At 29.8% G+C, this 18,614-nt stretch carries 17 protein-coding genes; 10 read left to right on the top strand and 7 right to left on the bottom strand.

The window, feature by feature from the left end:
- Positions 1–7: 7 nt before the first annotated feature.
- Together Q6H37_RS19815 and Q6H37_RS19810 are read right to left on the bottom strand one after the other, a co-directional pair.
- Complete coding sequence (locus Q6H37_RS19815) at positions 8–2,251, bottom strand: ABC transporter permease (protein WP_318735664.1); 2,244 nt, start codon at positions 2,249–2,251, stop codon at positions 8–10.
- A complete protein-coding gene (locus tag Q6H37_RS19810; RefSeq protein ID WP_318735661.1) occupies positions 2,251–2,949 on the bottom strand; it encodes an ABC transporter ATP-binding protein in 699 nt (232 codons plus the stop codon). Before Q6H37_RS19810 ends, Q6H37_RS19815 begins: the two co-directional genes overlap by 1 nt.
- A 160-nt stretch (positions 2,950–3,109) precedes the next feature.
- On the opposite strand from Q6H37_RS19810, the gene Q6H37_RS19805 reads away from it, so the two are divergent.
- Positions 3,110–3,568 (top strand): MarR family winged helix-turn-helix transcriptional regulator, encoded by a 459-nt coding sequence (locus Q6H37_RS19805; RefSeq protein ID WP_318735659.1) that lies wholly within the window; start codon positions 3,110–3,112, stop codon positions 3,566–3,568.
- A 275-nt stretch (positions 3,569–3,843) separates the two neighbouring features.
- Here the strand turns inward: Q6H37_RS19805 and Q6H37_RS19800 are convergent, their stop codons facing one another.
- Positions 3,844–4,383, bottom strand: coding sequence for a GNAT family N-acetyltransferase (locus Q6H37_RS19800; RefSeq protein WP_318735655.1), 540 nt, complete (start codon positions 4,381–4,383; stop codon positions 3,844–3,846).
- Positions 4,384–4,613: 230 nt separating this feature from the next.
- On the opposite strand from Q6H37_RS19800, the gene Q6H37_RS19795 reads away from it, so the two are divergent.
- A complete protein-coding gene (locus tag Q6H37_RS19795) occupies positions 4,614–5,084 on the top strand; it encodes a GNAT family N-acetyltransferase (RefSeq protein ID WP_318743079.1) in 471 nt (156 codons plus the stop codon).
- A 67-nt stretch (positions 5,085–5,151) separates the two neighbouring features.
- Positions 5,152–5,523, top strand: a complete 372-nt coding sequence (locus Q6H37_RS19790; protein ID WP_318735653.1) for a DUF3783 domain-containing protein — start codon at positions 5,152–5,154, stop codon at positions 5,521–5,523.
- Positions 5,524–5,679: 156 nt separating this feature from the next.
- Here the strand turns inward: Q6H37_RS19790 and Q6H37_RS19785 are convergent, their stop codons facing one another.
- The 4 genes from Q6H37_RS19785 to Q6H37_RS19770 all read right to left on the bottom strand — a co-directional run bounded on the left by Q6H37_RS19785 (position 5,680) and on the right by Q6H37_RS19770 (position 10,954).
- Positions 5,680–6,261: an accessory gene regulator B family protein gene (locus Q6H37_RS19785; protein WP_318735650.1), complete on the bottom strand. Its 582-nt coding sequence runs from the start codon at positions 6,259–6,261 to the stop codon at positions 5,680–5,682.
- The gene (locus Q6H37_RS19780) at positions 6,258–7,586 is read right to left on the bottom strand and encodes a sensor histidine kinase (protein WP_318735648.1); all 1,329 of its coding nucleotides are present in this window, start codon (positions 7,584–7,586) and stop codon (positions 6,258–6,260) included. The genes Q6H37_RS19785 and Q6H37_RS19780 overlap by 4 nt, the downstream gene beginning before the upstream one ends.
- Positions 7,587–7,679: 93 nt before the next feature.
- Complete coding sequence (locus Q6H37_RS19775) at positions 7,680–7,823, bottom strand: AgrD family cyclic lactone autoinducer peptide (RefSeq protein WP_318735646.1); 144 nt, start codon at positions 7,821–7,823, stop codon at positions 7,680–7,682.
- 206 nt (positions 7,824–8,029) lie between these two features.
- On the bottom strand, positions 8,030–10,954 hold the full coding sequence (locus Q6H37_RS19770; RefSeq protein ID WP_318735643.1) for an EAL domain-containing protein: 2,925 nt from the start codon (positions 10,952–10,954) through the stop codon (positions 8,030–8,032).
- 279 nt (positions 10,955–11,233) lie between these two features.
- Here Q6H37_RS19770 and Q6H37_RS19765 point away from each other — a divergent pair, with 279 nt between their 5' ends.
- The 7 genes from Q6H37_RS19765 to Q6H37_RS19735 all read left to right on the top strand — a co-directional run bounded on the left by Q6H37_RS19765 (position 11,234) and on the right by Q6H37_RS19735 (position 18,583).
- Positions 11,234–11,884 carry a TetR/AcrR family transcriptional regulator gene (locus Q6H37_RS19765; protein ID WP_318735640.1) on the top strand — a complete coding sequence of 217 codons (651 nt, stop codon included), beginning with the start codon at positions 11,234–11,236 and terminating at the stop codon, positions 11,882–11,884.
- Between the two features lie 15 nt (positions 11,885–11,899).
- Positions 11,900–14,569: a PEP/pyruvate-binding domain-containing protein gene (locus Q6H37_RS19760; protein ID WP_318735637.1), complete on the top strand. Its 2,670-nt coding sequence runs from the start codon at positions 11,900–11,902 to the stop codon at positions 14,567–14,569.
- A gap of 157 nt (positions 14,570–14,726) precedes the next feature.
- On the top strand, positions 14,727–15,386 hold the full coding sequence (locus Q6H37_RS19755; RefSeq protein ID WP_318735635.1) for a hypothetical protein: 660 nt from the start codon (positions 14,727–14,729) through the stop codon (positions 15,384–15,386).
- 102 nt (positions 15,387–15,488) lie between these two features.
- Positions 15,489–16,658 carry a HAMP domain-containing sensor histidine kinase gene (locus Q6H37_RS19750; protein ID WP_318735632.1) on the top strand — a complete coding sequence of 390 codons (1,170 nt, stop codon included), beginning with the start codon at positions 15,489–15,491 and terminating at the stop codon, positions 16,656–16,658.
- A gap of 30 nt (positions 16,659–16,688) precedes the next feature.
- Complete coding sequence (locus tag Q6H37_RS19745) at positions 16,689–17,375, top strand: response regulator transcription factor (protein WP_007059511.1); 687 nt, start codon at positions 16,689–16,691, stop codon at positions 17,373–17,375.
- 220 nt (positions 17,376–17,595) lie between these two features.
- A complete protein-coding gene (locus tag Q6H37_RS19740; protein WP_007059510.1) occupies positions 17,596–17,793 on the top strand; it encodes a cold-shock protein in 198 nt (65 codons plus the stop codon).
- A gap of 220 nt (positions 17,794–18,013) precedes the next feature.
- Complete coding sequence (locus Q6H37_RS19735) at positions 18,014–18,583, top strand: glycerol-3-phosphate responsive antiterminator (RefSeq protein ID WP_318735619.1); 570 nt, start codon at positions 18,014–18,016, stop codon at positions 18,581–18,583.
- Positions 18,584–18,614 lie beyond the last annotated feature (31 nt).

Here is an 18,614-nt window from a genome sequence, read left to right as displayed (position 1 = left end):
ATGTAGCTTATTCTATTCTGGATTTTAGAGCTTCAGCCATGGAAATTTTATTTATTTTTTTCCTGCTTAATAAATTTGATAGCTTATAGGTTAAATATATAATAATAAAACCAACTATAACATAAATGTAATTTATAGTTACTGGAAAGGATACATTCATATCTTTGGTCATTGACTTAAAGAGAGCATGCATGGAGGCAAGAAGCAGCGGTACTCCAAGAATATAGCCCAGTACAACTATAAAGGAGGAGCTGTTTAAAATTAGAGAATAAACCTCCTTATTTTTGTAGCCTAGAACCTTCATAAGAGATATATTTTCTTTGTTTTCCTCTATTGTAAGAGCAGTAACAACATATATTACTATAAGTCCAATTATAAAGGACATAAAAGCTATACCACCTACAACAGCCTGAAGTGGTTTTGTCATTGTGTTAAAGGCATTTCTCATATCATCAACTGTTACAAAAGCCAGCAGTTTGTTTTCTGGAATGGGCAATCTTTCTGTACTCCAAAGCCCAGTATAGCTGCCAGGAGGGAACTTAAGCATAGCATTGAGTTTATCAAGAGGTATATAAATATAGCTGCCTACATAGGTTTCAGCAATATCATCAACAGTTATGCTGTATTCTTTTGAATCAAGCCTGTTAACAGCTTTAATAGTATCCTTTGGATTCATATTAAGCTTATCAGCTAGAGGTCTTGTTATAATAACTTTATCCGATTTCAGTACATTTCCTGCTTTGTTTTTAAAGTAAATATATTTGGAATCAGAACTTACCCCATACACTGTAAAAGTTAGATTATTATCTGATTTAAGTGCAAAGGGTACTTCGGAGAAAGCTTCTCCTTCCTCTGGTTTGCCATTTTGCACAGAATTGAACACATACTGATAGTTATATTTAAAGGCTTCACTAAAGGAATTTTTCATAAGATAATCTAAAGAACTTTTTGCTGTAAAACCCATTAAAAGCAGCATAGTTGCCATAATAATGCCAAGCATAAGAAAGATACTTCTTGGTATGCTTCTAAGTAATTCTCTTATTTGAAACTTAGTATTAAAACCTAATTTATCAAGTTTTATATTTTTTTCTATAAAGCCAACCTTATTCTTTTCTCTTCCACCTCTCATAAGCTCAACTGGTGAAGCTTTAAGTGATTTGTTTACTATAAAATAACTGCAGATAATCAAAAAGACTACAGGAAGTAGAATACTCATTATCAAATAAGTTATATTAAAGCTTAAGGAACCCACAGGTATATTAAAGTAGGACACATAATAGGAAATCATAGGTTTTAAGGTTATTATACCAAGCATAGTTCCAAGCATACCACCTAATAATGAGATAACTAAAGGATACATAAGATAATGCTTCATAATTTCTCTTTTTCTATAACCTAGTGCATAAAGAGTTCCTATAATAGCAGCTTCTCTTTTTAACATTCTCAGCATTACTATGCCAGTTAGAATACAGGTAAGAATTAGTATACTCATAGGCATAGAAGAACTCATCTTATTAATGCCGGAAAGCTTTGCAGTCATATAAGTCACTCTTGGATTATCGGTTACGTTCATCCAGCTTAAAATGACAATATTTTTGCTTCTTAGGTGATCCTTAAGCTCAGATGTTTTTTTGCCTAAATTACTTCTATCGCCGTTAAACCTCACAGCATAAAAGCTATTTCCTCTGTTTATATTATTAAAATCATATTTATCAATTACTGCAATACCAAAGCTATTTGGATCATTCATAATATCTGATTCTGATTTTAGAGGATATATATAATTTGGCATAGACATAAAACCAGAAATAGTAAAATTCTGATTATATAGCCTTATAGTGCTACCAATATTCAACTTATTAGCTTTTGCATAGGAGGGATCAATAAGGATACCCCCATTACTTAAATTTTTACCTTGAATTATTGCAGGTATGTTAACCTTGGTATTTTCCTTAAAGATTCTTAAGGTTTTATGTTCTGATATGGAATAATCAAAGGATTTCGTTTCCTCAAGACTCATATTAAACTTTGCTTCTAAGGATTCTGGATTGTCTAATTTTTTGCTGGTCATAAAGGTTGCATCTTCCTGTTTATAGTCTTTTTCAAAAGAAGATAATAATCCTGATAAATTTACAGAAACCAAATTAAACATTGTAAAAAGTAGGCAGCTAAAAATAATAAGCAGCAAGGAACCAAAGTATTGAGATTTGCTTTCCAGCATGGTTCTCTTAATTTTTTTATTTATAATCATTACCACTCAATCCTTTCTGCAGGAATAATTTCTTTATTAACTACACTATTTACAATTTCTCCACTTCTTACTCTATAGATCCTGTTTGCCATAGAACTGATTGCATTATTATGTGTTATCATAAGTATGGTTGAACCAAAATCCTTGTTAATTCTCTGAAGAAGCTTTAATATGTCTCTAGAGGTTGAAAAATCAAGTGCACCAGTAGGTTCATCGCATAGTAAAAGCTTTGGATTTTTAACTATTGCTCTTGCAATAGAGACTCTTTGCTGTTCACCACCGCTTAATTCTCTTGGAAATCTATATTTTTTATCAAGCATACCTACGGCTTTTAGAACTTCATCAGTATTAAGTGGGGAACTGCTTATATTTGAAACAACCTCTATATTTTCGCCTGCAGTTAGGTTAGGTATTAAGTTGTAAAATTGAAATATAAAACCTATATTTTTTCTTCTGTAGTCTGTAAGTTCATTATCATTTAGTTTAGTAATTTCAATATTATCTACTAAAACAGTACCAAAGTCGCATTTATCAATTCCACCTATAATATTGAGAAGAGTTGACTTGCCAGAACCAGAAGGGCCAAGTATAACTCCAATTTCACCTTTATTTAAATTCATTCCTACACCATTCAAAACGGTGGTAGTTATATCAGTTGTTTTATAGCTTTTCTTTAAATTTTTCACTATTAAGAACATTTATTTTATTCCTTTCATCATTTTCATTGTTATTAGTTTAAACATAGGAGGGAGTTTTATTCTACATTAATTGATAATATTGACAGTAACTTATAAGTAATGTAATATAGTTTATATAGAAACAGTTCGCTGATGAACTGTATTAGAAGGAGATGTGTCTATGGATTACAATGATCCTAACGTAAAACAAGCAGGAGAAATTGTTCAATCTTTTATGATGATTAGTAGGGTTCTGACAAAGTTAGCATCACGAAACGCTGAAAGTTTAGGACTTACTTTACAACAAATGGGGATTTTGAATTTAATCAGTGCTAATCCTGAAATTACTCTTAAGGAGATAACAGATAAACTGAAGATTCCTAAGAGCACAGTTAGTATTAATGTTGATAATTTGGTTAATTTAGAGCTTATTAACAGAAAAATTATTAACGAGAATCGAAGAGAAATTCATTTAACTTCAACTCCAAAGGGTAAAGAACTGACAAAAAGATCTTCTCAAAATGCCTTATCATATAGAGCTATGATTTTGGCATTAGAAAAAATACCTAAAGAGGATATTCAGGTTTTGATTAGAACGCATAAAGAAATTTTAAACCATTTGCAAAACGTCAAGTTTTAATTTTGAAATTTCAATTTAAGGGTGAGAATTTTATTATAACAATTTCAAGTCCAAAGATTTTGATATCTGAACAAATTTAGCAAATTGTATTTCAATGATGTTAGGTTTAAAATAAGGCTTTTTATGAAGGCTCGTGTTTTAAATTAACAACACGAGCCTTTTTATTATTTAGCTTATTCCACTTGGAATTTTATGGATTGAATCATGGAAATTCTATTTATCCGATGGATACCATCCGTAATACTCACATACTCTTAAGCAAACTCCATCTGAGTCTAAGAATCACTTGATTCTAATTTAGTATGCTTGTCTGATGTTAGGATATATCGCACATCAACCAATTGTTTTTGCATAATTTGGCAAGTACATTCATCATCATTACATATAAATCCGTTAGACTCATAAAAATTTCTTGCATTAATATTTTCTTTTAGTACCCACAAATAAAAATTTTTATAACCATTTATTTTCATGTCAACTATAGCAGTTTGTAATAATTTTTGTCCATAACCTTTTCTAAAATAATCTGGAAGTAAATAAATAGAAACTATTTCCCCCCAATCAGTAAATTTATCATCTCTTGCTTTACCATAAGCAACACATCCTACTGGTAGTTCATCTTCATAGATAATTTGTGCTGTTATTACATTATTTTTTATCCGATTTTCAAAGGATGGTACCCAAAAATCAAGTTTTAATTCATCTAAATATTTTTGTGGTAATATACCTTTATAGGCAGACTTCCAACTTAGCGCATATATGTTACTAATCACATTTACATCATTTAAGGTTGCTTTTTTTAATTTAACATCCATTTTATCACCTTCTAAGTTTTTTTAACATTTAATATGTCATACTTGTCTACAATTGTCAATTTATTTAATTAAATATAATGTAAAAAATTAAAAAATATTTGAAAAGAAGGCTATATCTTCACAGCTAATCTAATATTTGTAAGCTATATTATTATCCAGTATAATTATATTAGTGTAAAATAGTAATTTACTATGAAGAAAATTCATACTAGGTGAAAGGAATTTGTATGATGAAAATTGAATTTCTGAAAGCAACAATTAATGATGTTGACAAATTAATTGATGTGCAAAATCAGAGTTTTTATGCTGATTTTCTCAAATATGGACAATGTCCAGGATATAATCATTCTAAAGAAAGTATGACTGATATTATTCTAAATAGAATAACATATAAGATAATTTGTGATAATCAAATAATAGGTGACATTATTGTTAGAGATAATAAGGATTGTACTTATTTTCTTAGGGGGCTTTGTGTCATACCAGATTATGAGAATAATGGAATTGGACAAGAAGCTATTAAATTTATAGAAAGTGAATTCCCCAATGCCACTGCTTGGACTTTAGAGACACTCGCAGATAAGGAGAGAAACCATTATTTTTATAAGAAAATGGGTTATACTATCGCAAAAGAATATATGGATGGTTCTGTCAAAATAGTACTATTTAAAAAAGTAAAGGAAAAATTTCCTAGAAAGTAAATATTCCAATTAAAATAATTAGTGTATAATAAATATATACCATAAGACTTTTGAAAGGGATGAGCAAATGAAACCGACAATTTTATTGTTTAATATTACAGATAAAACTCGATATGATGGGGTTATAAAGGCTGCATTACCACTTAAGATTAAAATTAAGAAAGTAGAAAGAGAGGAATATCTGCAGCCAATTGGTTATTTAGTTGGCAAGAAGGATATTGACCCTGCTTTGGAAAAGTATGAGGGATCTGAACTTGGTGATGAAATGCTTTTGCTTTCAGATATTGCAGGTACAAAATTAAATCAATTATTGCTTTCTTTGAAAAAGTCAGCTGTCAGAATCAATCTTAAAGCTGTTTTGACTGAGAGTAATCAAAAGTGGAATACAATACAGTTATATGAGGAACTAACAAAAGAGCATGAAGCCTTGAATAAATAACTTGGCATGACTAACACAGATAAAAAGTATGCTATAGTTACAAGTATCTAAAAAGGATAATTTGCAGCTTCAGTGATGCTGAAGTATAAGAATATTAACTTAAAATCAGATTCACTGAAGCATAGTTTTTGAAAAATATAAAAAGTTCCTATAGTATTACTGACAATCTTTTTTATCATCAATTTTGTTATTTATCTTACCAATCATCATTAATATTGTAGCACTAGCAATAGAAATTATAGCAGTACTTAAAAATTTGTGTGGTATAAAGTAACATAATATACTTAAGAAAAGAGCAGTTATTATAGAACAATGTTTAAGTTTCAGTCTTCGTTCTTTACTTTTTATTCTCTTATTGATATTATCTACAGGAGAAAAAATACAAATAAGTATAAACGAAATAATCAGTAACAATATTAAGATAATAATATTAAAGGCACTATATTTGCTAATAATTATTATTAATGCAAATATGACAAAAGTAATAAATAAACATCCCCAGTAAGTTTTTGCATGATAGCCACCAGAAAATATTCTAACAGGACAAAAAAATATAATAGTAACAATATAATATTTTTCAAGAGAAAAAAAATAGAATATAATAAAGTATGGAATAATTTTAGTAATTTCAGAAAAAATACATACTAATCCATATTCCATTTTCTTTAGTTCCAAGTCTGAAAATTCAGGGTTTGTTTCAGAAATTTTTTGTACTAAACAGTTTATAAATTTATTCACTTATTTATATCCTCTGTTTCGAATTTAACCAAGAATTTGGTCATTTCTGGAGTACTATTTACGGATATTACTCCATTATTTTGCTGAACTAATTTTTTAGTAATATATAATCCAAACCCATGATCATTAGATTTTTTTGTCTTAGTAGAAAATCCCTTATCAAAAATTTTTTTACATATATTTTCGGGAATATAAGGTCCATTATCACTTATTTCAATACAAAATTTATTACATTCCTTAAAAGTAGTAATGGATATTTCTTTATCTTCAACATCAAGTTTAGAATCAAATGATTCAAATGCATTATCTATGAGATTACTAATAATACTCATTAATTCATCTTCCCTAATTTTTATTGAACTAAATGGTTCATTAATTGATACTTTAAAATTTATATTGTTTTTCATTGCATAATTGTTTTTTATAGATAATAGTCCGTCCAAGTAATCATTTCCTGTATCTAGATATCTAAATGATGAATGTATTGTATCCGAAACTTTTAATACATAATCATTTATTCGTTTAACAGTATTGGGTTTATTTAATAGGCATAAACCTTGTATAACATTAATATGGTTAGCAAAATCGTGCTTTTCTTGTCTAATTATAGTAATTATTTCTTCCATATTTTTAATTTGTTGTTCTTGAATTTTGTATTTGTTACTTATGTTTACAAGTCTTTCTTTTTCTTTTAAATCTTTAAATAGTAGTATTAAAAAAATAAAATACATAATAAGGACAAGAGCGTTATATATTTTAATATTACTAGAATCAAAAACACTAAAGTTAGCACTAAATATAAATAAGCTAAAAATTCCTACTTGAAGTATCAAGTTAGAAAAAAGAGCTCCTTCTTTTTCAAAAAGTTTAAGTTTAGAAAAACGTGAACTAAATTTAAAAAACATTACTACAATAAAAATTTGCAATGCTTTAGAAGATATTATAAATATCCACCAATATAGCGAGGTGGAAAGGATTTCATTCAAGTTTATTCTAAATATAAATATTTCTATAATTTGAGCTAAATTTTCTGTAGCAAAAATTACTATAGAAAATAGAAAAAATATAACTATAGAATTAAAAAGCTTTATTTTGGTAATATAGGCCAATAACAAAATATAAAAGACTGAGAGAAATAGTGTATGATAAATCTTGGAAATATAAAAGGTACTTAGACAGGTTGCTAAAATATAAAACGTACAAAATAAGCCTGTCTTCACTTTATTCTGTATCATAAATCTTTTTTTAGTGCATAATATTTCAAAAATTCCTAGAAGAATTAAAGATTCTATACCGTCTAGCAATATTTCTTTTATAATATCCATGTATGTTGTCTCCTTATGTTGTTAGGGTTTTTATAAATATTGTGATTGGAAATTAGAATTTTTCAACCACAATATTTATAAAAAAGTAACTTGTTATTTTAGAAGCTCATCAGGGCATTTTGGTTGTTGTCCGCTAGCAAATGATGTTGGCACAATGGCTAATGCTCCTAAAAATAGGCATACAGAACCTAAAGTTTTAAGTACTTTTTTTGAAAAACTTTTTTTAAAGAACATCATTTAACATTACCTCCTCAAATAACTTATTTTGTAATAAAATAAATTGAATTGTAAATTTTACAATACACTTTGTATAATTCTACAATATATTAAAAAATCCTCCTATATATATTAAAAATTTGTTGAATGAAATAATATAAACTTGTTTTATATCATTTAAAAAAGCACTAGTGAAATAACACTGGTGCTTTTTTAAATGAAATTTTTTATAAATTTATCTTATCTAAGAAATTATCATCATATATTTTTTCAACGTCCTCTACCTCTAGTGGTTTACTAAATAGGTAACCTTGAATATAATGACAGCCAGCTGCTTTTAGACGTTTATATTGAGCTACATCTTCTATACCTTCTGCTATCACTTCTAGATTTAAGCTTTTAGCAAGGAAAATCAAACTGTCTATTACTTTTACATTTTCAAATTCTAAAAATTTGTCATTTAAAGATTTATCTAATTTCATTTTATCCACTGGTAAAAAGGTTAAATAATTAAGAGAGGAATAACCTGTACCAAAATCATCCAAGGAAATTTTTATTCCTAATGACTTTAGTCGATTAATAAATGCTATATTTTTTTCCTTTTCCTCTAAGAATATACTTTCTGTTATTTCTATTTCTATATATTTAGCTTCCACACTGGCTTCTTTTAATGTATTTTCTAGAAATTCAATGTAATTTAAGTCATTTAATTGTTTTGGAGAAAAATTAATAGAAATAGGCCTTATATCTAACTCTTTCTTTTTCCATCTACTTATTTGTTCTATGGCTTCTTTTGTGACCCACCTTCCAATTTCTATAATAAGTCCTGTTTCCTCAGCTACTGGTATAAACTGTGCTGGAGATATATGTTTATCCTTTAGTCTTAAAAGAGCTTCAAAGCCTACAACTTTTCCTGTAAAAGTACATACCTGAGGCTGGTATAATAGCTTTAACCCTTCTTTTTTTATAGCATCCCTTAAAATACCTTCTACTTTAATTTTTTCCTGTAGTTTTTCTGTCATTTCTTCATTGAAGAACATATAGTTGTTTTTTCCTTTATTCTTTACTTTATACATGGCCATATCGGCATTCATAAGTAATTGACTAACTTTATTACTATCAAAAGGGTATAAGGTAATTCCCATACTGCAGCTTAGGTAAATTTCTTGTTCTTCAATTATTAGCTTATTTTTAAATACATTCATTGTTTGATTTGCATAGTTCTCAATTATAGCAATATCCTTTTCATCTTGAATTAAAATAAGAAATTCATCTCCACCAAATCTTGATATAAACATTTTTTCATCTTTAATAGATTCAAGTTTTTCTGAAACCTTTTTTAATACTTTATCTCCATATAGATGACCTAAAGTATCATTAATACCTTTGAAGTTATCAAGATCCAAGAGCATTAGTGCGCCATATTTACTTTCACTTACACCTTCTTCCAGTTTTTCCACGAGTTTTCTTCGATTAGGCAAATTTGTTAAGGAATCATGATAAGCAATATGTCTTATATATTCTTCCTGTTCTTTAATTGAGGTTATATCCAACACAATACCATTTATAAGCTTTACATCATTGTTGTTATCAAAAATACCTTTACCTCTAATTAGTACCCATTTCAAATTACCAAGATTATCCTTAAGCTGTACCTGGGTATGGATTTCTTTTTTTGCAGTGTGTATATATTCAGATACCTCTTTTATTAACTTCTTTTGATCTTCTTCACTTAAAAGTTTTCTTAAAGTTTTATAAATATTTTCTTTTTTCTTAGTAGGTTTACTTATAATGTTTTTAAATCCTTCTAAAAAATATATAGTTTCATCTTCAATATCAAATTCCCATACAGCACTATTAGTTCCTTGAATAGCAATTTGATATTTTTGTCTTAAGCTTTCTAATTTTTCTGTGTAGCTTTGTATTTCAGCATATTGAGCTCTAAGTTCTTCCTCTGATGCTGACAATTGCTGATAGGTTGCTGATATTTCTTCGTTTGAAGATTTCAATTCTTCTTGATTTTCTTTTAACGCATAAAAGTAACTAGAGGTTTTATCTAATATATTGTTTATGGAAGAAGCTAAACCAAAAAAAGTATCATTTTCTGTTAAAGGAAGTCTATATTCTAAGTGCTGCTCTATATCAATTTTGTTAATGTATTTATTTAATCTATTTACAGGCTTAGTAATATTTCTATTCTTTACCCATGAAAGTAATAAAATCATTATAAGAGCTATGATAGATGACTTTATGGCAAGCATATAAATAGAGTGATAAACTTTTTCTGTGGAAAGGCTTAATACAAGAATGTTATTGACTTTTCCGCTGCTAACCACAGGAACATATATTGTCAAAGCTTTTATATTTGCTTTTTTATAATAAGAATCTTTTTTAGCTATATTTCCCTTAAGTGCCTCCTGCATTTCTGGTTCTTTATCCTTATCATATACAGTTCCAATACCTTCTTTATCTGAATCTGCAATGGTTTTTAAGTTTTTGTCAACAAAAATCACATGAAGAACATTTTCTCCTGAGGCCAATTTTTCAACTAAAGCTTCATAGTCAAATTTTCTTGTGAGATTTTCCACCTCATTGGCAGTTATACCTATTTGAATAAAGGTGCCGTCAGAGTTCCTGAAGTATCCGTACTTTTTATAGTCAAATGATTCTGTATCCATTCTTATGCCTTCTTCTATGTATTCACTTTTACCGCTTAATCTAAAGTTTTCTACAGGATGATTTTTAGTTGGTTTCCATCCTAAATAACGGTCAATATTTGTATAAATAATTGTACCCTCCGGTGAATACCAGTTTATTTCGGATATATTAAGATCATTTCCAACTTTTTTTAACAAGTCGTTACTCAAATTATTTTTATCCATGAGTACAACTTTCCCAGCTTTTCTAATTTTATCATCTATTAATTTGTTTATTATTTCCAGTGAGTTGGCATTTCCTTCTATCTGTAATACGGTTTGCTTAGCTAGGTTTACTCCATTTTGTTTCGTTTGTGCTAACAGCAGATTTCTACTTGTGTAGTAACTGATAAGACTTATTGAAAATATGGAAATTAATCCGATGAACAATGGTATATAAATTAATTTATACTTATTTACTATAGTGTTTTTTGCTTGATATTTTGAGTTACCCATAACATTCTCCTTATTGAACTTACAAAATATGATATAAATAGTAGTTGAATCACTGTAATTTATTCGACATAATCATTTAAATTCCTTTGATTTATGAGACTTTTTTTTAGCAATTTTATATTTGAATATTGCTTGGGTAATTAATTTGCTATTTTTTAATCTTGACAAGGAAAGCAATAGGAGATAGAATTAGAACATAATTTACACAGTGTGTAAAATTACTTGGTGTGTATATTTGCATGAAATAAGTGTTATACAAAATGTACTGGAGGTGTAAAAATGGATACTAAGGAAATATTAGCTGAAAGCCGAATCGATAGAAAGAAAAGAGAGACCAGACAAAAAATCGTTAAGGTTGCTATGGATTTATTTCACAGTCAGGGGTTTGACAATACAACAATGGAACAGATAGCAGAAAAAACAGATATTGCAAGAAAAACTTTATATAACTATTTTTCAGTGAAGGAGGCTATAGTTGATGAATATGTAAGAGGGATTTCGCAGGAATTAGCTAAAGAAAATTTTAAAACTATACAGAATCTTACAGATACTAAGTCTCGCCTTATGGCTGCACTTAATCATTCTTATGATTGGGTTGAAAAGAATCCTGAAATTACAGGAATATGCATTAATTATCGTTTAGGAAATATGGTTAAGGAACCAGGACATAAAAGCACTGAAACTGGTACTCAGAGTATTTTGGAAAAAATTATAAGCCTGGGACAAGAGGAAGGTGAAATAAAGCCTGATATTTCGGTTGAATTGTTAGTAAGACATATGGATCTTCTTAGAAGCACAATGACATTTGAATGGCTTAATGATTCCTCAAGGTTTGAACTTCATGAGGAAATAGCCAAGCTGGTAGATTTATTCCTATATGGGGTAGCCAGCAAGGTAGATAGTTCTAAAAAATCTGATATGGATAATTAAAGGAGGTTGATTGAGATGAAATATCTTTTGAATTGGAAGGAAGCTTTTCAGTCAGGTGTATCAATGGTTGGAGGTAAAGGCTGGAATTTAGGAAGGTTAGATCAATATGGTTTCAATATTCCTCAAGGATTGGCATTGACTGCTCAGGCTTATGATGAATATATCAAGTACAATGAATTACAAAAAATAATTGATAATGTTGCTTCAGCCACTACTCTGGACAATTTGGATGAAGCTGATGTGAAATATAGATTGGAGCAGTTAAGAGAAAAAATTATAGAAGGCTCAATACCACCAGCTATTATTCAGGAGTTATCTACATATATCAATAGCTGTGAAAAATTAAAAAAATCCTGGGCCGTGAGGTCCTCTGCAGTTGCGGAAGATTCTGAAAAGGCATCCTTTGCTGGCATACATGATTCATTTTTGAATGTTTGCAGTTTAGAGGATATACTGTCAGCAGTGAAAGGATGTTATGCTTCTTTATGGTCTCCTAGAGCTGTGGCATATCGCAAAAAGATGAATATAAGTGATGATGATGTAAAAGCAGCAGTAGTGATCATGGAGATGGTGGAAGCTAAAGCTGCTGGAGTAGGTTTTACTTGTGACCTCTTATCAGGACGTCAGGATGTTTTAGTGATTAACGCTAATTTCGGGTTAGGTGAATCTGTGGTGTCCGGTATAGTAGAGCCAGATACATATTATCTAGAAACTGAAGCTATAAATGCCAGTCCTCATTTAATATCGAGAAAAATTGGACACAAGCAAGGGAAGGTCATTAGAAGTGAAAATGGTGGAACTCAATTTATTAAGTCAGAGGAAATGTCTTTACAGCAGGTACTTAAAGATAAGGAAATTGAAAAGCTTGGCAGGCTTTTACTGAGAGTATTTGATGCCTTAGGTAATAGTGATCAGCATCAGGATGTGGAATGGGTTTATGATGGAGGAAAGTTTGTCTTGGTTCAGGCCAGACCAATAACCACTATTCCACGAAAGACGTTTCCTGGGTTGAAAAACAAACCGGATATTTGGTCTAATGGCAACTATAGAGATGCTGTTCCTATGGTTCAGTCACCTTTAAACCGTTGTTTAATGAAAAATATTATTGATACTATGCATCAGGGTTTTTTTACTGGGGTGGGTTATGACTTTCCTCACGGTTTGCAATTTTCCAAGTTTTTCAATGGAAGGCTTTATTGCAATATGTCAGTTCAGCAGTGGGGAAATTATGATGCAATGGGGGCATTGCCTCAAGGCTTTGGCGTCTTTTGGGGTGGTCATCAGAAGGATATGGAAATAGAAGACCCTGATCCCTATGGTGGAGTAATTGGATTAAAGAGAAAAGAACGTGTAGTTAAGAACATGGATTTGGTTAAACAATGTAAGGAAAACTCTGCTCAAACTTGGAATAAGGTCATGGCTTCAGTAAAGTCAATAACTAGTGAAGAGTTTAGTAAGTGGATAGATCAAGATTTTATTAATAGGTATAATGAATTAGGCAGCATCGTCAAAGGTATGGCTAAAGAATTCATGTTTTTAAGTGCAGCAGGTAGCATGCCAATTATGTATTTATTAAATATTCTCAATGAGTATTTCTCAGATAAATCACTAATGGTGATAAATGCATTAATGGTTGGAGGAACATCAGATATAACCAGTGCTGATCAAGGTTATAAGTTGGTTGAAATAGCTGAACAGGCTCGTGAAGACTCTGATGCTGTTAAATATTTTAATGATGTTAACTTTGATCCTATGAACTGGGAAGTAAAATTGCCTGAAAGATCTCCATTTAAGAAGGCTTTTCGTGAGTTTATACAAGAATATGGTCATCGGGCAGTTTATGAGCTGGATATTATAAACCCTAGGTGGAAAGAAGATCCATCTTATTTGCTTGGGATTATACGCAGTACTATAAATACTGCTGACATTGGGAGGCTTAAGAAGGAACAAAAAGAGAAATTAGAACAGGCGTGGATTGAAATTAAAGAAAAAGTGCCTACTTCTAAGCATTCTGAAATAAGAAAACTTGTTAAAGAATGTCAGGATGGAGCAGCAGTGCGAGAAAAGAATAAATCTGTGCTAGCATTGATTATGGATGCATACAGAACAATTGCCATAGAATTAGGTCATCGTTTTTATGAAAGAGGTGTAATTAAAGAACCAGACGATGTGTTTTTTTGTACATGGCCAGAACTTTTTTCAGTATTGAGTGGTGAATGGAAGGGTAAAGGACTTCAATTTATAATTGCTGGAAGAAAAGAATGGAAGAAAAAAATGGAATTGATTGCTCCACCAGATGTAATTTGTGGAGAAACTCCAAAGTTTACAGAACCAGTTATAGAGAGTTCTAGCAATTGTCTCACCGGAATACCAGTTGCTGCTGGAAAAGCTTCTGGATTAGTTAGACTGATAAGTAATCCAAATGAAGGAGGGCGACTTCAGCCAGGAGAGGTTATGGTAGCACCATCCACTGACCCAGGGTGGACGCCATTGTTTTTAAAGGCAGGAGCTGTTGTTATGGAAACAGGAGGTTTTCTATCACATGGAGCCATTGTAGCTAGGGAATATGGAATTCCAGCAGTGGTAAATATATCAGGAGTAATGGGTATGCTGAAAGATGGACAAAAAATATTAGTGGATGGAGATAAGGGTAAGGTATTTCTTGTAGATGAAAATATTAAATAGCATAGAAAGAAGGCATTATTTTAAACTTATTTTATAATTCTTTATAAAATTTTTAAAATTGCTTTAAAGGATTTTTAATCTCTGTCTTTATAATGAACTCATAACAAGCAAGGAATTAAAAATAACAGCCTTGCAAAAATATTAGGAGGTCATATTAATGAACAAGATTAAAATTTTATATGATGTATTTAAAACTATGCAGGAAAAGGAAGAATTTAATGTAAAGATCAAATTAGATGCTGCAAAAGGAGAGACAAAAGTATTATCCTTTTCTAAGGAACTTAATACTAATACAACTACAGGAGAGTGTAAGGCTAAAATAAGCAGTGAATTTGATTGTGATGGAAAAAAAGCAAAGCATGAAAGCAATACAGAGTTTAATATGAAGGATTGTGAACATCATGGATTCCACCATCACATAGGCAAAATGGGCCATATGGATCATCATGGTATGGGATGTTGTGAGCATAGAGGTATAAAAGAAAAACTTTCAAAAATCACTTTTATACTCAATACTCTAAATAATCTTAAAGTGGAAGAAAAGGATGAAATATCAATATTGTCTCTTAACTTGAAGGATATAATTAGTGAAATCAAAAATCATCATAAAAATTTAGGAGAGACTCATAAAAACTTCCATTTTGAAGGTATGGGTGAACAGCATAAGTGTCATGATTTTATGAAAGAATTACTTTGCTCTGAAAATAGCAATGCTGATTTAAATGTATATGTTAATAAAAATAATGAAGTTGAAAAGATAGAAGTCACTGCTAAAGGTGAAAATAGTTTAAATGCTTTAGTAAACTTCAGTTGGTAAAGGTCTGTGGGTGTAAGCTTAAATTTTACACCCATTTTTTTATTTTAAGTGAGAATATACTGTGGTAATATTAATTGTAACTAAATTTTAAAGGTGGTATATATGGGTATTTTAAAAAAGAGTAAAAGTGAACTTCACAAAGAGTGGCATGAAAAACATCATAGATGGCATAGTGAAGATCATGAACATTTACATGGAATTCATGAGATTCACCATAGGCATAAAGATGAATTTCGCTTATGTCATAAATATTTAATTTGGCTTCGTCCTATGGCCTTTTTGGTTAATATACTTATAATTTACTTCATCTTTAAGGTTGTGGGTATTAAGGCTATAACCATTTTCTTTGCAGCAATATTTACTGCTAAGGAAATTGCACACTTATACATATATTGGAGATTAGAAAAAAGAATTATGAAGCCTATTGAAAGTTTGAGAACTGGAGTAGAGCAAATTGCCAAGGGAAATTATGAGGTTAGAATCGAAAAAAAAGTTTATAATGAAATTGGTATTTTAATAGATGAGTTTAATAAAATGGCAGAAAAACTAGAGCAGGGTGAAAAGTTAAAAAAAGAATATGAGGAAAATAGAAAGACGCTTATAGCAAACATATCCCATGATTTAAAAACTCCAATTACCTCAATAAATGGATATGTTGAAGCTATACTAGATGGTGTTGCACATTCACCTGATACAATAAATAGCTATCTTAAAACAATTCATAGTAATATAGATTATATAAATAGACTTATTGATGATTTATTTTTGTTTTCGAAGCTTGATATGCAAAAGGTAGATTTTAAATTTGAAAAAGTAAGGATAAAACCTTTTATGCAGGATATGATGGAGGAATTTGCATTTGTTTTAGGTGAAAAAAATATTAAATTTAGTTTTACTGATAAAATAGAAAGAGAAATCGAAGTTAACATAGATGGAAAAAGAATATATCAAACTATAAGAAATATTATAGGAAATGCTGTTAAATATGGTGAGAAAGAAAATTTAGCTATTTCCATTGAATTAAAGGATGAAAAAGATCATATAAAGATTATCATAAGTGACAATGGTCCGGGTATAGCTCCAGATAAGCTTCCTTATGTATTTGATAGATTTTATCGTATAGATACAGAAAGAACAAAGGACTTAATGAGTACAGGACTTGGACTTGCAATTGCTAAGGAAATGGTAGAAGCCCATGGAGGAAGAATTTCTGTTAAGAGCATTTTGTTAGAAGGCAGCACTTTTATAGTAGAGCTTCCTATAGTAATTTAATGATAATGGTACAGGGAAGGGGAGATTTTTGTGAAACAGGTTTTAATAATTGAAGATGATAATAATATTGCAGCTTTAGAGAGAGATTATCTTCAATTGAATGGATATAAGGTAGACATAGAACAAGATGGAATATCAGGATTAAAAAGGGCTCTACTTGGTGTTTATGATGTAGTTGTAGTAGATTTAATGCTTCCTGGTAAAGACGGATATGAAATAGTAAAAGCAATTAGAGATAAATTTGAAATTCCCATTATAATTGTATCAGCTAAAAATGAAGATATAGACAAAATAAGAGGCTTAGGTTTTGGTGCAGATGATTATTTAACCAAACCTTTTAGTCCAGCAGAATTAGTTGCAAGAATAAGATCTCATATTATGAGATATGAACGTCTATCAGGTAAAAAAGTTACTTTAGAGATTATTAGCCATAAGGCTATGGAAATTCAAACAGATTCTCATAAAGTATTTGTAAATGGCAAGGAAATTTTTCTAACAACTAAAGAATATGAATTATTGGTATTCTTAGCGTCAAACCCTAATATAGTTTTCACAAAGGATCAAATATTTAGCAGCATTTGGGGAGAAGATTATTGTGGGGATACAGCTACTGTAGCAGTACATATACAAAAACTTAGAAAGAAGATAGAAAAAGACTCTGGAAATCCTGAGTATATTGAAACTATATGGGGTACAGGATACAGATTTAATTCTTAATATTAAATAAATATAAGCTTTATTTAACTTTTAATTATAAAAAGCTTGCATTATATAGTATAATGTGTTATTCTTATCAAGAACTTAAATTGGTAGTAAATAATTTAACACAAATATATTTCAATGAGTACTTATAATAATATAGTATAATGATATCGAAATTTTATTAGTGGATTATTACAATGAATTTAGGAATAATAAAATTTCGGAGGTACGCATTATGAATGGTACAGTAAAATGGTTTAATGGAGAAAAAGGATTTGGATTTATAACAGGAGAAGATGGTAAAGATGTTTTTGTACATTTTTCTCAAATAAAATCAGAAGGTTATAAGTCACTTGAAGAAGGTCAGGAAGTTTCTTTTGATGCAGTTAAAGGACCAAAAGGACTACAAGCAGAAAATGTTACAATTCTTTAATTAGTGAATATTTTACCCCTTAAATAGCTAGTCTATTTAAGGGGTTTTTTGCTGTTTATAATTAGCTAGAATAGTATATACACAGAGCCATAGCATCCTCAAGAAAAATCAGTGAACTTAAATACAGTCTTAACCTAAACTTATACTATAGGTAACTAATAGTTAACATTTAAAAGGTAAGATTTATAGTATAGAAATCAAAGGAAAAGGATGATTAAACTTGAATATAAAACAAATTTTAAAAAGCAGTCCTTTAATTGCTGCAGCACAACATGAAAATTTAAAGGATGCTGTGGAGTCTAAAGTTTCATCTGTATTGTTAATGGATGGCAAGTTGAGCAAAATCATGGAGAAGGATTTTAAAATATATAATAATAAGAAAACTATATTTTTACATACTGATCTGGTAAAAGGATTATCCAATGACAAGGAAGCTGTAAATTTCATTATAAAATATACAAATCTCTCTGGGATTGTATCTACAAAAAGCACTATACTCAAAAATGCTAAGAAGAGAGGATTAATTACTATACAAAGGATTTTCCTAATTGATTCCAAATCACTGAAAAGTGCAATAGAAAGCATTAGGGAAAACGAACCAGATGCAGTAGAAGTTATGCCAGCTTTAGCAAACTCAATTGTTGAATATATAAAAAATGAAATAGATAAACCTGTAATATTAGGTGGCTTAATAAATAATAAAGAACAAATATTAGCTGGATTAAAGGCTGGTGCTGATGGTATATCCTTTAGTAAAAGTGATTTGTGGAATGTAGATTTGAAAAAATAAGTTTAATTGCATATAATTCTAATAATTATTG

It is taken from the genome of Clostridium sp. JS66 (assembly GCF_033561535.1).
GTDB classification, from domain to species: domain Bacteria; phylum Bacillota; class Clostridia; order Clostridiales; family Clostridiaceae; genus Clostridium_AM; species Clostridium_AM carboxidivorans.
Note: the sequence above shows the minus strand (reverse complement) of the source record. Positions and strands in the feature narration are given on the sequence as shown.

Bases quoted from the DNA above. Each gene is read 5' to 3' on its own strand.
- Q6H37_RS19815 (WP_318735664.1), bottom strand. From the start codon at position 2,251: ATGATTATAAATAAAAAAATTAAGAGAACCATGCTGGAAAGCAAATCT.
- Q6H37_RS19810 (WP_318735661.1), bottom strand. From the start codon at position 2,949: ATGTTCTTAATAGTGAAAAATTTAAAGAAAAGCTATAAAACAACTGAT.
- Q6H37_RS19805 (WP_318735659.1), top strand. From the start codon at position 3,110: ATGGATTACAATGATCCTAACGTAAAACAAGCAGGAGAAATTGTTCAA.
- Q6H37_RS19800 (WP_318735655.1), bottom strand. From the start codon at position 4,383: ATGGATGTTAAATTAAAAAAAGCAACCTTAAATGATGTAAATGTGATT.
- Q6H37_RS19795 (WP_318743079.1), top strand. From the start codon at position 4,614: ATGAAAATTGAATTTCTGAAAGCAACAATTAATGATGTTGACAAATTA.
- Q6H37_RS19790 (WP_318735653.1), top strand. From the start codon at position 5,152: ATGAAACCGACAATTTTATTGTTTAATATTACAGATAAAACTCGATAT.
- Q6H37_RS19780 (WP_318735648.1), bottom strand. From the start codon at position 7,586: ATGGATATTATAAAAGAAATATTGCTAGACGGTATAGAATCTTTAATT.
- Q6H37_RS19775 (WP_318735646.1), bottom strand. From the start codon at position 7,823: ATGATGTTCTTTAAAAAAAGTTTTTCAAAAAAAGTACTTAAAACTTTA.
- Q6H37_RS19770 (WP_318735643.1), bottom strand. From the start codon at position 10,954: ATGGGTAACTCAAAATATCAAGCAAAAAACACTATAGTAAATAAGTAT.
- Q6H37_RS19765 (WP_318735640.1), top strand. From the start codon at position 11,234: ATGGATACTAAGGAAATATTAGCTGAAAGCCGAATCGATAGAAAGAAA.
- Q6H37_RS19760 (WP_318735637.1), top strand. From the start codon at position 11,900: ATGAAATATCTTTTGAATTGGAAGGAAGCTTTTCAGTCAGGTGTATCA.
- Q6H37_RS19755 (WP_318735635.1), top strand. From the start codon at position 14,727: ATGAACAAGATTAAAATTTTATATGATGTATTTAAAACTATGCAGGAA.
- Q6H37_RS19750 (WP_318735632.1), top strand. From the start codon at position 15,489: ATGGGTATTTTAAAAAAGAGTAAAAGTGAACTTCACAAAGAGTGGCAT.
- Q6H37_RS19740 (WP_007059510.1), top strand. From the start codon at position 17,596: ATGAATGGTACAGTAAAATGGTTTAATGGAGAAAAAGGATTTGGATTT.